The organism is Pseudomonas sp. GW821-FHT02A11 (assembly GCF_059421985.1).
Genome location: NZ_JBWKWB010000007.1, coordinates 202221 through 218354 on the forward strand (window position 1 = coordinate 202221; position 16134 = coordinate 218354).

Here is a 16134-nt window from a genome sequence, read left to right on the forward strand (position 1 = left end):
AATCTTGCTGATGATGACTATCGAACGTGCGGCCTGTTGGCTCTCGCGAGCTGGCTCCTACAATCCCCTCCTCTTTCTCCCCCGCTCCTGCGCCTGTTTCAGGCGACACCCTTCCTTGGAAATCAAAACCATGCCAAGCGCCAGTCATACCCCGCCCGAACATAATCAACAGAGCGTCAAGCAGCAGTGGCTGGCGATTCTGTCGGTCGCCGTCGGCGCCTTCGCCCTGGTCACCAGCGAGTTTCTCCCGGTGGGCGTGCTCAACGATGTCGCCCGCGACCTGGGCATCAGCGCCGGTCACGCAGGCCTGATGGTGACCCTGCCGGGCATCATGGCCGCCCTCGCCGCGCCTTTGCTGTCGGTGGGGATCGGCAAAATGGACCGTCGCTACCTGCTCATCGGCCTGACGCTGATCATGATCATCGCCAACTCGGTCGTGGCCTACGCCAGCGACTTCAACCTGCTGCTGTTGGGCCGCGTTCTGCTGGGCGTCAGCATCGGCGGCTTTTGGGCCACGGCCATTGCCTTGAGCGGCCGTCTGGCCCCTAAAGGCGTGGGCGTTGCGCAGGCCACCTCGATCATCATGGTGGGCGTGACGCTGGCCACCGTGCTGGGCGTACCCGTCGGCACCTGGCTGAGCGAGCTGATGGGCTGGCGCATGACCTTTCTGGTGACTGCATTGCTGGGGGTGCCGGTGTTGCTGGCGCAGGTCTTTCTGCTGCCGAAACTCAATCCGGACAAAGCCATCCGCATCAGTGACCTTCCCGCGCTGTTCATCAATCCGCTGGCGCGGGTCGGGTTGATCGCAGTGCTGCTGATCGGCCTGGCGCACTTTGCCGCGTACACCTACGTCGCGCCGTTCTTCAAACACAGTTCCGGTTTCGATGGCCCGACCATTGGCTCGTTGCTGCTGCTCTATGGCATGGCCGGGGTGGCGGGCAATATCTTCGCCGGTTTCGCCGCCAACCGCAGCGTACGCCACACCCTGATGCTGGTCGCCCTGCTGATCGCCATCAGCACCGCGCTGTTCCCCTATTTCGCCACCGGTTTGACCGGCGCTGCGATGTTGATCGCACTCTGGGGCTTCGCCTTCGGCGCCTTTCCGGCCTGCGCCAGCATCTGGATGTTCGTCGTGGCGCCCAAAGATGTCGAACGCGGCATGCCGCTGTTCGTCGCGATGTTCCAGGTGATCATCGCGCTGGGTTCGTTCTTCGGCGGGCAGATCGTCGACCGGCTGGGCAGCTCGGTGCTGATGAGCCTGGCCACGGCCCTGGTGGGTTGCGGCCTGGTGACGGTGCTGGTGCTGGGGCGTAACGTCAGCAACAGCCTGGCGGGGGATGCTGATTCGGCGGCGGTGGTGAGCCAGCACTAAGACCGGGTATCGCTCAAGCCGCCCCAAGGCTCCCCTGGACGCTCGTTCATCTTTGGGTGATCACTGTCTTCAGCACGACGTCCCCCGGCGCCTCATCCTGAGGGCTGGGGGAATCTCAAGGGTCGTGGTGCCCATTCAGTTGCCCTCAACCACGACCCGAATCCGATGACAATCCGTCGGCCCCAGCCGCTCACCGCTCGCAGAGCGCACCGCCACCGTCATCAGTGGCTGGCCAGCAACATTGTCCAAGAGCACCGAACGGATTTCACCGGGTGTGAACTGAAAGCGTTCGCCCCACTGCCGAAGGCTGACCACGATCGGAAAGACCTCGCGCCCTTTTTCGGTCAGCACGTATTCCTTGTAGGCGCTGCCGTCCGACGCCGGGCAAATCTCGAACACCCCCACTTCAACCAGTGTTTTAAGGCGGGACGCGAGGATGTTGCGGGCGACGCCGAGGCTTTTTTGAAACTCGCTGAAGCGGCGAATACCATCGAAGGCGTCGCGAATGATCAACAGCGACCAGCGATCACCAATGGCCTCGAGCGTACGGGCCACGGGGCATTCGTTGGCCTCCGGCGAAGGGGTGTGGGTCATGTCTTTCAACCTTTTGAAGGGTGGACCTGGCAGGTCACGTCGGTGACCGCCAGGAATCTGGTTGCAAATTGAAACAGGATTGCGCAAAAATTCAGATCAGTTTCAAATTGAAACCAGCTTACTCACATGGAAGGCATTATGACAGCTGACACTGATTCGCCCGGTCTCACTCCCGCCCTCACCTTGCTGTTCTCGATCACTTGTGGCTTGGCCGTCGCGAACGTGTACTTCGCCCAGCCGTTGCTCGACTCCATGGCCGAGAGCCTCGGCGTGGCGTCCGGGTTGATCGGCATCGTGGTCACCGCCACCCAGGCTGGCTATGCGCTGGGTTTGCTGCTCGTCGTGCCGCTGGGTGATCGGTTCAACCGCAAATGCCTGGTACTGGTTCAAACACTGTTGTCGGCCATTGCCCTGGCGGCGGTGGGCGCAGCGCAGGCGTGGCTGGCCTTGCTGGGGGCGATGATCGTCGTGGGGCTGATGGCGGTCGTGGTGCAGGTGCTGGTCGCCTACACTGCCGTGCTGGCCACGCCGTCACAGCGTGGCCAGGCGGTCGGCACAGTCACCAGCGGCATTGTATTGGGGATTCTGTTGGCGCGTTTGACCTCGGGGCTGATCGCGGACCTGGCCGGTTGGCGGGCGGTGTATTTCGTGTCCTCGGCGCTGATGCTCACACTTGCCGTCGTGCTGTGCAGATGCGTGCCGGACACGCCATCGGCGCAAACACGCGCCACGTACCTGAGCCTCATTCGCTCGCTGTTCCAGCTGTTGCTGACCGAGCCTGTACTGAGAGTTCGAGGCCTGCTTGCGCTGCTGATCTTCGCGGCATTTTCGGTGCTGTGGACGGCGATGGTACTGCCCTTGAGCGCCGCGCCGCTGTCGCTGTCGCACACACAAATCGGCCTGTTCGGCCTGGCGGGTGTGGCGGGTGCACTGGCGGCCAGACGCGCCGGACGCTGGACCGATCAGGGCTTTGGCCAGCCAGTCACCGGCGTCGCGTTGGGTGCGCTGACGCTGTCATGGCTGACGATCAGCTTCGCTCAAACGTCGTTGTTCGCTTTGGCCTGTGGCGTGATCCTGCTCGATTTCGCCGTCCAGGCCGTCCACGTCACTAACCAGACCCTGATCTTCGCTGCCCGCCCGGACGCCCAAAGCCGCATGGTCGGCGCCTACATGTGCTTTTACTCCATCGGCAGCGCACTGGGCGCCGCGGCTTCGACCCAGGTCTATGCGCATTGGGGGTGGTGGGCGGTCTGTCTGCTGGGGGCGTCGATCAGTGCGGCAGCATTGATTCTGTGGTTTTTGAGCTCAGTCCACGCCGTCAGCCCACTACAATCAAACCACGACAGCAAACACGGCTAGGAAAAGTCATGGCTGAAAAACGGATGCGACGGCTTACCGCATCTTCACGCGCTGTCACCCGCCTGTGCGGTGATTGGTCATACCGGCTCCCTCGACGACACCGCAGAAACCATCTACCCGCTTTACCGCGACTGGGTCCCTGCAAGCAACGACGAGCTTCGGGATGATCCTCTACCTGAGCGTCTATCCCAAGACGCCACTGAAGCAGCGGCAGACGGATATCTACGTGTCGTTGAAGTCGATGAGCGGGAGCTAGCACTTTCCATAGCGCTCACTCACGGGGCAAGCCCCCTCTAAAGCGCAACGCCGTGGGAGGGTGTGCTCATCAGCGCCTCGCGTAACAGCCCCGCGGCTGGCGAGTCCGGCGCGCCTTTGCGCGAGACCAGTTCGTAGGGCTCGCTACGGGAGGTAATGGGCAACGCCAGCGTGGTGGTGAAGCCGTACGCGGCGCAGAAGTTCGCCACATCGGTCGATACCAGTGCGACCAGGGACGGGTTTTCCTGCAGCAGGGTCAGGGTGGCGAAGGCTGATGTCGTCTCCAACAAATACACAGGGAAGCGCAGGTTGGCTTCATGGAATTCTCGCTCCAGTAGCAGGCGCATCGGCATGTTGGCGCGATAGACCACCCAACGATAGTCGGCCAGGTCTTTGAGGGTCAGTCTGCGCGCGTAGGCAAAGGGGTGGCGGGTGCTGGCGATGACGGCCAGTGTCTCGTCGACCAGCACGCTGCTTTCATACAGATAAGGGGTTGTGCTGACCGTGGTGCGACAGATCGCAAGGTCCAGCCGTCCGGCATCCACCTGCGCGAGGAGCGCGGCGCTGGTGTCTTCGACAATCTCCACGGACATCTGGGGGTTGTCGGCGATGATCCGGCTGATCGCCGCCGTCAGCAGCGGCACTGCGCCCATGATGGTGCCCACCGATACCCGACCGCCCTGCCCGCTCATGATGCCGATGATCTCTTCGCGCAGGTGCGCAAGGTCGGTGTGGATCAGCCGTGCGTAGCGAATCACAGAGCGCCCGGCATCGTTCGGTTCAAGCCCCCGGTTAGTTCGGGTGAACAGTGTGGTGCCAAAGGTGGTTTCGATTTCCTGCAGCGCCTTGCTGGCGCCCGGCTGGGTGAGCGCAACCTGTCTGGCCGCGCCCAGCAAGGATCGGTGCTCATCCAGAGCGATCATCAAACGCAGTTGTTTGACGTGCAAACGGGACATGATGGAGTTAAGGGTCGGCGTCATCAGGCTTGACTAAAGGTTATAGTGGTATCGAAAGTCGTCAGTATCGGACGGGCTCATCACGGGCCTATAGTCCTCCCCACAACCAGGCAATGCAATGGGTTTACCCGCCAGGGCAACGTCCTCGCGGCGTCGACCGATTGTGACAATAACAATCCTGTATAACTTGTGGTGAAGCATGTCTCTGATCAACTACGTAACCAAAATCCAGTTCGGCTATGACAGCCTCAAGACCCTCGCCGCAGAAGCCGAGCGCGCCGGGATCACCCGTCCGCTGATCGTCACCGACCAGGGAGTGCGCCGTGCCGGGCTGGTCGACAAGGTCATTGCAGCGCTGGGTGGCAAGGCCTCACCTGCGATCTTCGACGCCACACCGCCCAATCCCAACGAGAGCGCCGTACGCGCCGCCGTCGCGCAATACCTCAGCGGCGAATGTGACGGAATTATCGCGGTGGGTGGTGGCTCGTCGATCGACCTGGCCAAGGGCGTGGCGGTCTGTGCCACCCACGAGGGACCGCTGCAGAGTTTTGCCGTCATCGAGGGCGGCCTTGAGCGCATCACCGCCGCCACCGCGCCGCTGATCGCCATCCCCACGACTGCAGGCACTGGCAGCGAAGTCGGACGAGGCGCAATCCTGATCCTCGACGACGGCCGTAAGGTCGGGGTGATCTCACCCTACGTGATCCCCCGCGTCGCCATCTGCGATCCCGAGCTGACCCTGGGCCTGCCCTCGATACTCACCGCCGCCACCGGCATGGACGCCATCGCCCACTGCATCGAAACCTTCATGGCCCCGGCATTCAACCCGGCCGCCGACGGCATTGCTCTGGACGGCCTGTGGCGCGCCTGGCAGCACATCGAACGCGCCACTGCCGAACCCGACAATCGCGAGGCCCGCTTGAACATGATGAGCGCGTCGATGCAGGGTGCCCTCGCGTTCCAGAAAGGCCTGGGCTGCGTACACAGCCTTTCCCATGCGCTGGGCGGGATCAATCCGAAACTGCACCATGGCACGTTGAACGCGATCTTTCTGCCCGCCGTAGTGGACTTCAATGCCGATGCGCCGAGCGTACGCGAAGAACACAAACTCGAACGCCTGCGCCATGCCATGGGTCTGGCAGCGGATGCCGACATTGGTGTGGCCATCGAGGACATGACCCGACGCCTGGGCCTGCCGACACGCCTGAGCGAGATCGGCGTCGACGAAAGCCTGTTCGCCGGCATCGTCGAAGGTGCACTGCACGATCACAGCCACAAGACTAACCCCCGCGAGGCCTCCGCAGCCGATTACCGCTCCATGCTCACGCAATCGTTGTAACGGATCGGCCAAGTCCCCCCGCGGCAGAAAACGCCTGACCACAACAATAAAACAGGAGGCATCGCCAGCGTCGTACCGGTCTTGAACCGGGCGACGCTGGCTGAATCATCATGAACCCCACTGTCCTTATCGAACGGCAAGAGTCGATTGCCATCGTCACCCTCAGCCATCCGCAAAAGATGAACGCGTTGACCCTGTCGATGTGGGCCGATCTGCGCGACGTGATGACCGAACTGTCCGCCGACCAGAGCCTGCGTTGCGTGGTGCTGCGCGGGGCGGACGAGCAGGCCTTCGCGGCGGGCGCCGATGTCAGCGAGTTCCCTCAGGTGCGTGCCAACGCCGCCCAGGCCCGCCATTACGCAGAAGTCACCTCGGCGGCCATGCGTGCCGTGGCCGATTGCACGCACCCGATCATCGCCATGATCCACGGCGTGTGCGTCGGCGGCGGGCTGGAAATCGCGGCCTTGTGCGACCTGCGCATCTGCGGGCAGTCCAGCCGCTTCGGCGCGCCGGTCGGCAAGCTCGGGCTGGTGATGTCCTATGACGAAATGGCCGGCCTGGTCGCCTTGGCCGGGCGTTCGACCACGCTGGAAATCCTCTTGGAAGGCCGCATCCTTGATGCCACCGACGCCTACACCAAAGGTCTGGTGACCCGCGTGGTCGCCGACAGCGAAGTGCACGCCGAAACCCTCGCCACCGCCAAACGCATAAGCGCCGGTGCGCCTCTGGTCGCACGCTGGCATCGCCAGGCCGCGCGCCTTCTGGAAACCGGCCAGACGCCCAGCACCGCACAAGTTGAAGACAGCTACTTCTGCTACGACAGCGAAGATTTTCAGATCGGTCTTGAGGCCTTCATCGCGAAAGCCCGACCACAGTTCAAGGGGAAATGACATGGGACCGTTGACAGGAATGCGTGTGGTTGAACTGGCTCACATCATGTCCGGGCCTGTGTGCGGAATGATGCTGGCCGACATGGGCGCCGATGTGGTGAAGGTCGAGAAAGTGCCCGATGGCGACGACTCGCGGCGCTTCTCGCCGATCATGGCCAGCGGCGAATCGGCAGCGTTCATGGTGGTCAACCGCAACAAGCGCGGCATCGGCCTGAACCTGAAAACCGATGGCGGCCGCGCCGTGCTTCGCCGCCTGCTGCTGGATGCCGATGTGGTCACCGAGAACTACCGTGCTGGCACCATGGAGAAATTCGGCCTGGGCTACGACACCCTCAAGACCCTGAATCCAGGCCTGATCTATTGCGCGATCTCCGGTTACGGGCGCAGCGGTCCGTTCGGCGACAAAGGCGGCTTCGACCTGATCGCCCAGGGCATGAGCGGCATGATGAGCATGACCGGGGAAGCTGGCCGCGAGCCGGTCAAGGCGGGCTCGCCCGTGGCCGACATCAACTCCGGCATCCTTGCCGCGCTGGGCATCGCTGCAGCCTACGCCGCCAAGCAACGCACCGGCCTGGGCCAGATGGTCGACACCTCGCTGTTCGAGGCCGGGCTGCAACAGATGTACTGGCCGGCCGCGTCGTATTTCGCTGACGGCACGATCCTGCCGAAAATGGGTTCGGCCAACTCCACCAGCGCGCCGTATCAGGTGTTCCGCACCGCCGACGGCTGGATCAACATCGGCGCCGCCAACCAGGCCAACTACGAACGTCTGGTCGAGGCCTTGGCGGTTCCACAACTCAAGGCCGACCCGCGATTCGCCAGCAACGCCCTGCGCCTGCAACACCGCCCGGCGCTGGTGGAAATCCTCAACGAGATTCTGGTCGCGCGCACCACCGATGAGTGGGTGGCGCTGTTCGACAACCTGGGGCTGCCGGCAGGCCCTGTGCTGGACATTGCCGCCGCCCTCGCCCATCCGCAGACCCAGGCACGGGGCATGGTCGTGGAAACCGAACACCCTACCGAAGGACGCGTGCGGGGCATGGGCTTGCCCATCCACTTTTCAGACATGGACGCAGGCGAAAAACCGGCAAGCCGCCCTGCCCCATTGCTGGGCGAGCACACCCGCGAGGTCCTCAAGGAAAGCGGCTATGCCGAGGATGAAATCAACGAGCTGATCCGCAGCCAGGCCGTGCTGGCGCGAAACCCGTGAACCGCTCGCTCGGCACCTGAACTGCCGAACCCCGGATCATCACAACAAGAACAACAAGGTGAACATCATGAGTCGCATCCTGACCGAAGGCCTGAGCCGCCGCTCATTCCTGATTTCCGCCGGCGCCGCAGCGGGTGGCGTCGTCGCTGCCGGCATGCTGCCTTCCTGGGCTTTCGCTGCCAGCAAGCCCATCGTGCTGCGCTACACCAGCAGCCTGCCCGACAGCCACCCGCTCAACAAACAGATGAAAGCCGCCTCCGAGGCGATCCGCACTGAAACCAATGGCGCGGTGGACTTGCAGATCTACGCCAACGCGTCCATGGGCGGCGACACCGACATGCTCTCCCAGGTGCGCGCAGGCGCAGTGGATTTCATCCCTCTGCCTGGCGCGATCCTGTCCACGCTGGTGCCGGTGATGTCCATCGAAAGCATGCCGTTCGCCTTCAAGGACTATGACAGCGTGTGGGCAGCGCTCGACGGCAAACTGGGCGACCATGTGCGCGCACAGACCGCAAAGGCCGGGCTCATCCCGATGGACAAGGTCTGGAACAATGGCTTTCGCCAGATCACCAGTTCGACCCGTCCGATCAACACCCCAGAGGACCTTGCAGGCTTCAAGTTGCGGGTACTGGTCAGCCCGTTGTGGACCTCGATGTTCAGCGCGCTGGGCGCAGCCCCGACCGGCATCAGCATCAACGAGACCTACTCGGCGCTGCAGACCAAAGTGGTCGACGGCCAGGAAAACCCGCTGGTGGTGGTTGAGTCCGCACGCTTCTACGAAGTGCAGAAATACTGCTCGATGACCGACCACATCTGGGGCGGCTTCTGGATGCTCGCCTCGGGCAAGACCTGGCCCAAGCTGCCCGCCGAGGTACAGGAAGTCGTCGCCCGGCAAATCAACGCCGCAGCCCTGGTGCAACGCCAGCAGGTGATCGACCTGAACGCCAGCCTGGAACCTGCGCTGACCGCCAAGGGCGTGACCTTCAACAAGGTCGACCGCTCACTCTTCCGCGCCGACCTGCAGAAAAAAGGCTTTTACGCGCAATGGAAGAAAAAGTACGGCGATGAAGCCTGGGCCCTGCTTGAGCAATACGCAGGTCAACTGTCCTGAGCGGAGACATGGTCATGAAAAACGAGATTCCCGTGACGGAGCTTTCAACGCCCAAGCTTTCGGTAGCCAACGGCCCTGCGGCAGGACTCACGCCGCGCCATGCCATCGTGCGTCTGGGACGCGCGCTGGACACTGTCTTGCGCTGGACCACCGAGGGCACCGCCGCCCTGCTGGTGCTGGTCGAGATCGTGTTGCTGTTCAGCAACGTGTTTTCCCGCTATGCCCTCAACCAGCCGATCGTCTGGGGCGATGAAATGGCCTCGCTGCTGTTTCTATGGCTGGCGATGCTCGGCGCGGTGGTCGCGATGCGCCGTGGCGAGCACATGCGCTTGACCTCGTTCATCGCCAAGCTACCTACGCAGCGACGTGCCTTCGTCGACACCTTTGGTGCCGTAATCGTCATCACCTTCATCGTCATGCTGTTTTCGCCGGCATGGGAATACGTCAGCGATGAATGGATCATCACCACTGCCGCGCTGGAGCTGCCCAACGCCCTGCGCGTGTCGGCCATCGCCGTCGGCCTGAGCCTGATGCTGATGACCTGCGTGGCGCGCCTGATGACCAGCGCGCGGCTGGTGGATTTCACCCTTTCGGTGGTCATTCTGGGCTCGATCGCCGGGTTGCTGTGGAGCGCCGAGGGTGTCATGCACCTGATGGGCAACTGGAACCTGATCATCTTCTTCATGGTGGGCGTGATGAGCATGATCGTCCTGGGCGTGCCGATCATGGTCGCCTTCGGCCTGGCCACCGTGGCGTACCTGTCGACCATGACCAGCACCCCGCTGACGCTGGTGGTCGGCCGCATGGATGAGGGCATGGCGAGCCTGATCCTGCTGGCGATTCCACTGTTCGTCTTCCTCGGGGCCTTGATCGAAGCCATGGGCATGGCCCGGGCGATGATCGCGTTCCTGTGTTCACTGATCGGCCACGTGCGCGGCGGGTTGTCTTACGTGCTGATCGGCGCGATCTATTTGATTTCGGGGATTTCCGGCTCCAAGGCCGCCGACATGGCTGCCATCGCCCCCGCTTTGTTTCCGGAAATGAAAAAGCGCGGCGAGGATGAGAACGAGCTGGTGGCCATGCTCAATGCCTCCGGCGCCATGTCCGAAACCATTCCGCCGAGTCTGGTGCTGATCACCATCGGTTCGGTGACCGGCGTGTCGATCTCCGCGCTATTCACCGGCGGCTTCATGCCCGCCGTGGTCGGCGCCATCGCCATGGCCGCAGTGGTCTGGTGGAAGAACCGCAAGCGCGCCGCCTGCGAAGTCAAACGCGCCAGCGCCCGGGAAATCGGCCGCTCGCTGCTCATCGCCCTTCCCGCGTTGGCCCTGCCCTTCGTGATTCGCACCGCAGTGGTGGAAGGCGTGGCCACGGCCACAGAGGTTGCCGCCATCGGCGTGGCCTACACCTTCGTCGCCGGGCTGCTGTGCTACCGCTGCTTCGACTGGCGCCGCCTGTACCCGATTCTGGTCAGCACGGCGTCGTTGTCCGGGGCCATTCTGATCATCATCGGCAGCGCCACCGCGATGGCCTGGGCGCTGACGCAATCGGGGTTTTCTCACCAGCTGGCGCAGCTGATGTCGACGGTTCCCGGGGGCGCGTTGGGCTTTCTGATCATCTCGGCGGTGGCGTTCATCGTGCTGGGCAGTTTCCTGGAAGGCATTCCGGCGATTGTGCTGTTCGGCCCGCTGCTGTTCCCGATTGCCCGTGTCATGGGCATCAACGACGTGCACTACGCCATGGTGGCGATTTTCGCCATGGGCCTTGGCCTGTTCGCGCCGCCCTTCGGTGTGGGCTTCTACGCCGCCTGCGCCATCGCCAAGGTCGACCCGACAGGTGCGATGCGGCGCGTCTGGCCCTACCTGGGCGCGCTGGTCATCGCCCTGGCTGTACTGATCGCCGTGCCGTGGGTGTCCATCGGTTTCCTGCCAACGCCGTGAATCCTGAGCCATTCCTGCCGTCGGGTTTCTCCGGCGGCCTACCTACTCTTTATCACCCAGAGGTTGCCCATGAACTTCTCCACACTTAGCACCGGTGATTACGTCGAACGTAACCTGACCGTCGACCGCGAACGCACCATCTCATTTCTTGGCGAGGATTTGCGCATCTATGCCACGCCTCGTCTGGTGGACGACATTGAACAGACCTGCCTGGATTTCCTGCTGACCTACCTGGACGAGGGCGAAAACAGCGTCGGCGCTGCGGTGGATGCGCGCCACGTCGGCGCGACACTGCTGGGCATGTCGGTGAACATCGTCGCCAGCGTCACCCGCATCGAGGGGCGCAGCGTAACCTTCAACATCGAGGTGCGCGATGAGCTGGAACTGGTGGCCACGGCGGCCCACACCCGCGTGGTGATCAACGTCGCCAAACTGCGCACGCGCGTGCAGGCCAAAGCCGCCTCGGCATTGGCCAGCGAAGCCGAAGACCCGGCGCTGAGCACCGCTCGCCTGGCTGCATCGCGCTGAGGCAGGGAGCCTGATCATGATCACCCTGCACGAACGCAATGGCCTGACCAACCTCGCCGCCGAGGACGCGCTGCCGCTGGTCGATGCCCACCATCACCTTTGGGACCTCGCCAGCGGGCACTACCCCTGGTTGCAGGATGACTACCACGAAGGCTTTTTTCTCGGCGACTACCGCGCGCTGTGCCAGGACTTTCTTCCTGAGCAATTCCTGGCCCTGACCCAACGCCAGCGGTTGATCGGCACCGTGCATGTCGAGGCCGAACGCGCACGCGATCAGCAGCTGGCCGAAACGCAGTGGCTCACGCAGGTGCATGAGCGTTTTGGCTTCCCCAACGCCATCGTCGCCCACGCCTGGTTGGATCGCGACGACAGCGAAGAACTGCTCGCCGCCCAGGCCGCGCGTCCGCTGGTCAAAGGCATTCGCTCAAAACCCGTGACCTCGGCTTGCGCGGATGCCTCGGTAGCCGGTGCCCCCGGCACGATGCAGGACCCTAAATGGCTGGAGGGTTTTTCCCTGCTTGAGCGTCACGGCCTGTCGTGGGATTTGCGCGTCCCGCCCTGGCACCTGACCGAAGCGGCCGAGGTGGCGGCGATGTTTCCGAACATTCAGATCGCGCTGAACCACACCGGTTTCGCCTGGGATCGCAGCGAGCAAGGCATGCGTCGCTGGCGCGCAGGGCTGGAGGCGCTGGCGCTGCAACCTAACGTGCACATCAAACTGTCCGAGTTCGGGCTCAAGGACTCGCCCTGGCGCTACGAGGACAACCGCGTGGTGGTGACTACGGCGCTGGAGATCTTCGGTCCGGACCGCAGCATGTTTGCCAGCAATTTTCCGGTGGCAGGGCTGCGCGCTTCTTACGATACCCTTGCCGACGGCGTTGCGCAAATGCTGCAGCCATGGGGCCGTGCGGTGCAGGAAGCCGTGTTCGCCGGCAACGCCCAGCGCTTCTATCGGCTGGCGCCGGCTGACAGCGGAGACCGGCCATGACCTCGCCCACAATGGAGCTGCGCGCAGCGTTTCTGGCCAGCGGCGACGACGCCGATCTGCCCATCGTCGACGCCCATCAACACTACTTCGATGTCGAGAAGCACTACTATCCCTGGCTCAATGATCGCCCCCTGCGTCCGTTCCGCTATGGCGACTACAGCTCGATCTGTCGCAACTTTCTGCCCTCTGATTATCAGCGGGCGGCGGATCGGCATCGCATCAATCAGACCGTGGTCATCGAAGGTGAATGGGACCCGGCCACACCCGCCGATGAGGTGCGCTTCATCGAATCGCTGGCCGGTGAAAGACCGACGTTGGCGGCCATGGTCGGCCAGGCTTGGCTGGATCGCGAAGATGCGCCCCGGTTGCTGCGCCAGTACGCCGACCATCCTTTGCTGCGCGGCATTCGACATAAACCCGCCGTGACCGACCGAGAACACTGGCATGAGGGGTTTGCCGCGCCCGGCTCCATGCGCGACCCGCGCTGGCGTGAGGGCTATGCCCTGCTCGAGGAGTGCGGCCTGCACTTCGAGTTGCAGGCGCCCTGGTGGCACCTGCCGGAAGCCGCCGAACTGGCGCGGGACTTCCCGCACACCCTGATCGTGCTCAACCACACAGGCCTGCCTGCGGACCGTTCCGCCGAAGGCTTTGCAGGCTGGCGCAGAGGCCTGGAGGTACTGGCGCGCGAACCCAATGTCGCCTTGAAGATTTCCGGCATCTGCATTCCCGGCCAGCCCTGGCCACTGATGTCCAACCGGGCCATCGTCAACGACGCCATCAGCATCTTCGATGTCAGCCGCTGCGCGTTCGCCAGCAACTACCCGGTCGACGGCGTCGTCAACGGCATGAGCGAGATCTACGACGGATTCAAGTCCATCGTCCGGCAACGACCGCCTGGTGAACGGCTGGCGCTGTTTCATGACAACGCCAGGCGCATCTATCGGCTTGCCTAGACGTCATTCCCTGCCCATTCAACATCGCCATTGCCCGTTGCGACGGGCCATTGAAGGAGTCGTCATGTTTGAAGTTTCAGGTCACAACTACATCGCCGGGGCCCGCTCGGCGCAAGGCTCCACCATGCTGCAAAGTCATGACGCCAGTACTGGCGAAGCATTGCCCTGGGGGTTTTATGCCGCAACCCCCAATGAGGTGAACGCCGCCGCCCAAGCCGCCGCGACCGCCTGGCCGGTGCTGCGCAGCCTGCCTGCCGAACGTCGTGCGCAGTTTCTCGACGCCATTGCCGCCGAACTCGATGCTCTGGACGACACGTTCATTGCGCTGGTCTGCCGGGAAACGGCGTTGCCCGCTGCCCGCATCCAGGGTGAACGGGCGCGCACCAGCGGTCAGATGCGTCTGTTCGCCCAGACCCTGCGCCGAGGTGATTTTTATGGTGCGCGCATTGACCGTGCGCAACCCGATCGCAAGCCCCTGCCGCGCGCTGACCTGCGTCAGTTGCGCATCGGCGTGGGGCCTGTCGCCGTATTTGGCGCCAGCAATTTTCCATTGGCGTTTTCCACCGCCGGGGGCGACACCGCTGCCGCCCTGGCCGCTGGTTGCCCGGTGGTGTTCAAGGCCCACAGCGGGCACATGGCGACCGCCGATTACGTAGCCGACGCCATCGTGCGCGCCGCGGATAAAACCGGCATGCCCGAAGGCGTGTTCAACATGCTCTATGGCAGCGTAGGCGAAGCGCTGGTCAAGCATCCGGCGATTCAGGCCGTCGGCTTCACCGGTTCGTTGCGCGGGGGTCGAGCCCTGTGCGACATGGCCGCAGCCCGCCCGCAGCCGATTCCGGTGTTCGCTGAAATGAGCAGCATCAACCCGGTCCTGCTGATGCCCCAGGCCCTGAAAGCCCGTGGCGACAAAATCGCCGGCGAACTGGCGGCCTCGGTCGTGCTCGGCGCCGGACAGTTCTGCACCAATCCGGGCCTTGTGATCGGCATTCGTTCGGCGGAGTTCACCCGTTTTCAGGAACGTCTGGCACAGCTGATGAACGACCAGCCCGCCCAGACGATGCTTAACAGCGGCGCGCTGAAAAGCTATGGCAACGGCCTGGAAAATCTCAGCACGCATCCGGGCCTCACTCATTTGGCAGGCATCCGGCAGCAAGGCAATCAGGCGCAACCCCAGCTGTTCAAGGCCGATGTGAAGCTGTTGCTGGAGGGCGATGAGCTGCTGCAGGAAGAAGTCTTCGGCCCAACCACCATCCTCGTCGACGTGGCCGACCACAGTGAGCTGCTGCACGCCCTGCACGGGCTGCGCGGTCAACTCACGGCCACGCTGATCGTCGAGGATTCAGAGCTGGACTCCCTGACCGGGATACTGGCCTTGCTGGAACAGAAAGTCGGTCGCGTGCTGTTCAACGGCTACCCCACCGGGGTCGAGGTCAGCGACGCCATGGTCCACGGCGGGCCCTATCCGGCCACCTCGGATGCCCGTGGAACATCCGTTGGCACCTTGGCCATCGACCGTTTCCTGCGCCCGGTCTGCTACCAGAACTGCCCGGATGCCCTGCTGCCCGACGCCCTGAAAAACGCTAACCCACTGGGTATCGCCCGGCTGATCGACGGCGCCAGCACCCGCGCCGCCGTGTAATACCCCGACAACACCTCGCGCCTTCCACGCTTGTGAAACAGCAGGCGCTGGAAGCGTGCGCTCCCGATTTCGCTGTACACACAACAACAAAAGAGGAACACCCATGCCTGTTCATTCACACCCGCACCTGCCCAAACTACTGCTTGCCCTTGGCACCGCTGTGCTGCTCAACACCACCAGCGCCACCGCGCTGGCAGACACCCCTTCCAACGCGACTACCACACCCATGCAATGCGCCACCGAATCCACCCCGCGCTACACCAAAACCCCTACCGGTTTTCTGATGGTTCTGCGCCAGGGCGACAACGCCTTCAAGGAACTGACCAAACTGGCCATTGCCGAAAAAATCCCCAGCGCGTCCATCAGCGGCATCGGCTTTGGCAACGTGAAATTCGGCTTCTGGAACAAAGACAAGAAAGACTTCGACGCCAAGACCTTCAGTAACGTCGAGATGGCCAGCATCAACGGCTCCGTGGCCTGGAAGAACGACCAGCCCTCGATCCACATGCACGGCGTGGCAGGCGACGCGACGTTTCAGGCGTACGGCGGACACATCCTGGATTTCGAAGTGACCACCGGCTCCATGGAGATCACCGTGATCGTCCATCCCAAACGCCTGGAACGCGGCATCGACCCCTGCATCGGCGCCAATGTGCTGGGTATTTGAGCTCCACAGGTAACGGCTGCAAGCGCTTAAGCGGTGTGTAGGGCACAGCGCTAATCGCCTATACGCAAAGTCGCCTGGGGTATCGGGCGGCTTTTCTGCGGTCGAGGTGTTGCCCGCGGTAGCTAAGTCATGGACAGCACGTGCATGGGGCAAAGCTCTGCGTAACGGATAAGTCGCGACGCCTAAGGCGCCGCAAACTGTTCGTAGTCCAGGGAGATGCCATCGCTGGCCGGGTAGCTGACGCGACCACGATATCGTCATGGGTGGCCACGATTGCGTAGGGCTATTTCCCATTCGCTTTCCTTATTTCCTCGTAGAGCGGGAGGAATT

At 63.2% G+C, this 16134-nt stretch carries 14 protein-coding genes and 1 pseudogene; 13 read left to right on the forward strand and 2 right to left on the reverse strand.

Annotation, left to right across the window (positions count from 1 at the left end; translation table 11 throughout):
* Nucleotides 1-130: 130 nt before the first annotated feature.
* The gene (locus AC07V9_RS13570) at nt 131-1372 is read left to right on the forward strand and encodes an MFS transporter (RefSeq protein WP_495016216.1); all 1242 of its coding nucleotides are present in this window, start codon (nt 131-133) and stop codon (nt 1370-1372) included.
* A 135-nt stretch (nt 1373-1507) separates the two neighbouring features.
* Here AC07V9_RS13570 and AC07V9_RS13575 read toward each other — a convergent pair whose 3' ends face one another.
* On the reverse strand, nt 1508-1966 hold the full coding sequence (locus AC07V9_RS13575; RefSeq protein ID WP_495016217.1) for a winged helix-turn-helix transcriptional regulator: 459 nt from the start codon (nt 1964-1966) through the stop codon (nt 1508-1510).
* A 138-nt stretch (nt 1967-2104) separates the two neighbouring features.
* Between AC07V9_RS13575 and AC07V9_RS13580 the strand changes: the two genes are divergently transcribed.
* Complete coding sequence (locus tag AC07V9_RS13580; RefSeq protein ID WP_495016218.1) at nt 2105-3325, forward strand: MFS transporter; 1221 nt, start codon at nt 2105-2107, stop codon at nt 3323-3325.
* A gap of 63 nt (nt 3326-3388) precedes the next feature.
* Nucleotides 3389-3581 (forward strand): annotated as a pseudogene (locus tag AC07V9_RS13585) (GyrI-like domain-containing protein); the annotation flags it as partial.
* 37 nt (nt 3582-3618) lie between these two features.
* Here AC07V9_RS13585 and AC07V9_RS13590 read toward each other — a convergent pair.
* Nucleotides 3619-4560 carry a LysR family transcriptional regulator gene (locus AC07V9_RS13590; protein WP_495016219.1) on the reverse strand — a complete coding sequence of 314 codons (942 nt, stop codon included), beginning with the start codon at nt 4558-4560 and terminating at the stop codon, nt 3619-3621.
* 175 nt (nt 4561-4735) lie between these two features.
* On the opposite strand from AC07V9_RS13590, the gene gbd reads away from it, so the two are divergent.
* The 10 genes from gbd (at nt 4736) to AC07V9_RS13640 (ending at nt 15804) form a co-directional block, all read left to right on the forward strand.
* A complete protein-coding gene (gene gbd, locus AC07V9_RS13595) occupies nt 4736-5875 on the forward strand; it encodes a 4-hydroxybutyrate dehydrogenase (RefSeq protein WP_495016220.1) in 1140 nt (379 codons plus the stop codon).
* A 110-nt stretch (nt 5876-5985) separates the two neighbouring features.
* Nucleotides 5986-6765, forward strand: coding sequence for an enoyl-CoA hydratase-related protein (locus tag AC07V9_RS13600; RefSeq protein ID WP_495016221.1), 780 nt, complete (start codon nt 5986-5988; stop codon nt 6763-6765).
* 1 nt (nt 6766) lies between these two features.
* The gene (locus AC07V9_RS13605; RefSeq protein ID WP_495016222.1) at nt 6767-7975 is read left to right on the forward strand and encodes a CaiB/BaiF CoA transferase family protein; all 1209 of its coding nucleotides are present in this window, start codon (nt 6767-6769) and stop codon (nt 7973-7975) included.
* Between the two features lie 67 nt (nt 7976-8042).
* Entirely contained in the window at nt 8043-9086 is a 1044-nt protein-coding gene (locus AC07V9_RS13610; protein WP_495016223.1) for a TRAP transporter substrate-binding protein, read from the forward strand.
* 14 nt (nt 9087-9100) lie between these two features.
* Nucleotides 9101-11026 (forward strand): TRAP transporter large permease, encoded by a 1926-nt coding sequence (locus tag AC07V9_RS13615; protein WP_495016224.1) that lies wholly within the window; start codon nt 9101-9103, stop codon nt 11024-11026.
* Between the two features lie 69 nt (nt 11027-11095).
* Entirely contained in the window at nt 11096-11554 is a 459-nt protein-coding gene (locus AC07V9_RS13620) for a thioesterase family protein (RefSeq protein ID WP_495016225.1), read from the forward strand.
* A gap of 16 nt (nt 11555-11570) precedes the next feature.
* Nucleotides 11571-12542: an amidohydrolase family protein gene (locus AC07V9_RS13625; RefSeq protein ID WP_495016226.1), complete on the forward strand. Its 972-nt coding sequence runs from the start codon at nt 11571-11573 to the stop codon at nt 12540-12542.
* Complete coding sequence (locus AC07V9_RS13630; RefSeq protein ID WP_495016227.1) at nt 12539-13495, forward strand: amidohydrolase family protein; 957 nt, start codon at nt 12539-12541, stop codon at nt 13493-13495. Before AC07V9_RS13625 ends, AC07V9_RS13630 begins: the two co-directional genes overlap by 4 nt.
* 64 nt (nt 13496-13559) lie before the next feature.
* Nucleotides 13560-15137 (forward strand): aldehyde dehydrogenase (NADP(+)), encoded by a 1578-nt coding sequence (locus tag AC07V9_RS13635; RefSeq protein WP_495016228.1) that lies wholly within the window; start codon nt 13560-13562, stop codon nt 15135-15137.
* 103 nt (nt 15138-15240) lie between these two features.
* On the forward strand, nt 15241-15804 hold the full coding sequence (locus tag AC07V9_RS13640) for a PPC domain-containing DNA-binding protein (RefSeq protein ID WP_495016229.1): 564 nt from the start codon (nt 15241-15243) through the stop codon (nt 15802-15804).
* The last annotated feature ends 330 nt before the right edge of the window (nt 15805-16134 follow it).

Bases quoted from the DNA above. Each gene is read 5' to 3' on its own strand.
- AC07V9_RS13570 (WP_495016216.1), top strand. From the start codon at position 131: ATGCCAAGCGCCAGTCATACCCCGCCCGAACATAATCAACAGAGCGTC.
- AC07V9_RS13575 (WP_495016217.1), bottom strand. From the start codon at position 1,966: ATGACCCACACCCCTTCGCCGGAGGCCAACGAATGCCCCGTGGCCCGT.
- AC07V9_RS13580 (WP_495016218.1), top strand. From the start codon at position 2,105: ATGACAGCTGACACTGATTCGCCCGGTCTCACTCCCGCCCTCACCTTG.
- AC07V9_RS13590 (WP_495016219.1), bottom strand. From the start codon at position 4,560: ATGACGCCGACCCTTAACTCCATCATGTCCCGTTTGCACGTCAAACAA.
- gbd (WP_495016220.1), top strand. From the start codon at position 4,736: ATGTCTCTGATCAACTACGTAACCAAAATCCAGTTCGGCTATGACAGC.
- AC07V9_RS13600 (WP_495016221.1), top strand. From the start codon at position 5,986: ATGAACCCCACTGTCCTTATCGAACGGCAAGAGTCGATTGCCATCGTC.
- AC07V9_RS13605 (WP_495016222.1), top strand. From the start codon at position 6,767: ATGGGACCGTTGACAGGAATGCGTGTGGTTGAACTGGCTCACATCATG.
- AC07V9_RS13610 (WP_495016223.1), top strand. From the start codon at position 8,043: ATGAGTCGCATCCTGACCGAAGGCCTGAGCCGCCGCTCATTCCTGATT.
- AC07V9_RS13615 (WP_495016224.1), top strand. From the start codon at position 9,101: ATGAAAAACGAGATTCCCGTGACGGAGCTTTCAACGCCCAAGCTTTCG.
- AC07V9_RS13620 (WP_495016225.1), top strand. From the start codon at position 11,096: ATGAACTTCTCCACACTTAGCACCGGTGATTACGTCGAACGTAACCTG.
- AC07V9_RS13625 (WP_495016226.1), top strand. From the start codon at position 11,571: ATGATCACCCTGCACGAACGCAATGGCCTGACCAACCTCGCCGCCGAG.
- AC07V9_RS13630 (WP_495016227.1), top strand. From the start codon at position 12,539: ATGACCTCGCCCACAATGGAGCTGCGCGCAGCGTTTCTGGCCAGCGGC.
- AC07V9_RS13635 (WP_495016228.1), top strand. From the start codon at position 13,560: ATGTTTGAAGTTTCAGGTCACAACTACATCGCCGGGGCCCGCTCGGCG.
- AC07V9_RS13640 (WP_495016229.1), top strand. From the start codon at position 15,241: ATGCCTGTTCATTCACACCCGCACCTGCCCAAACTACTGCTTGCCCTT.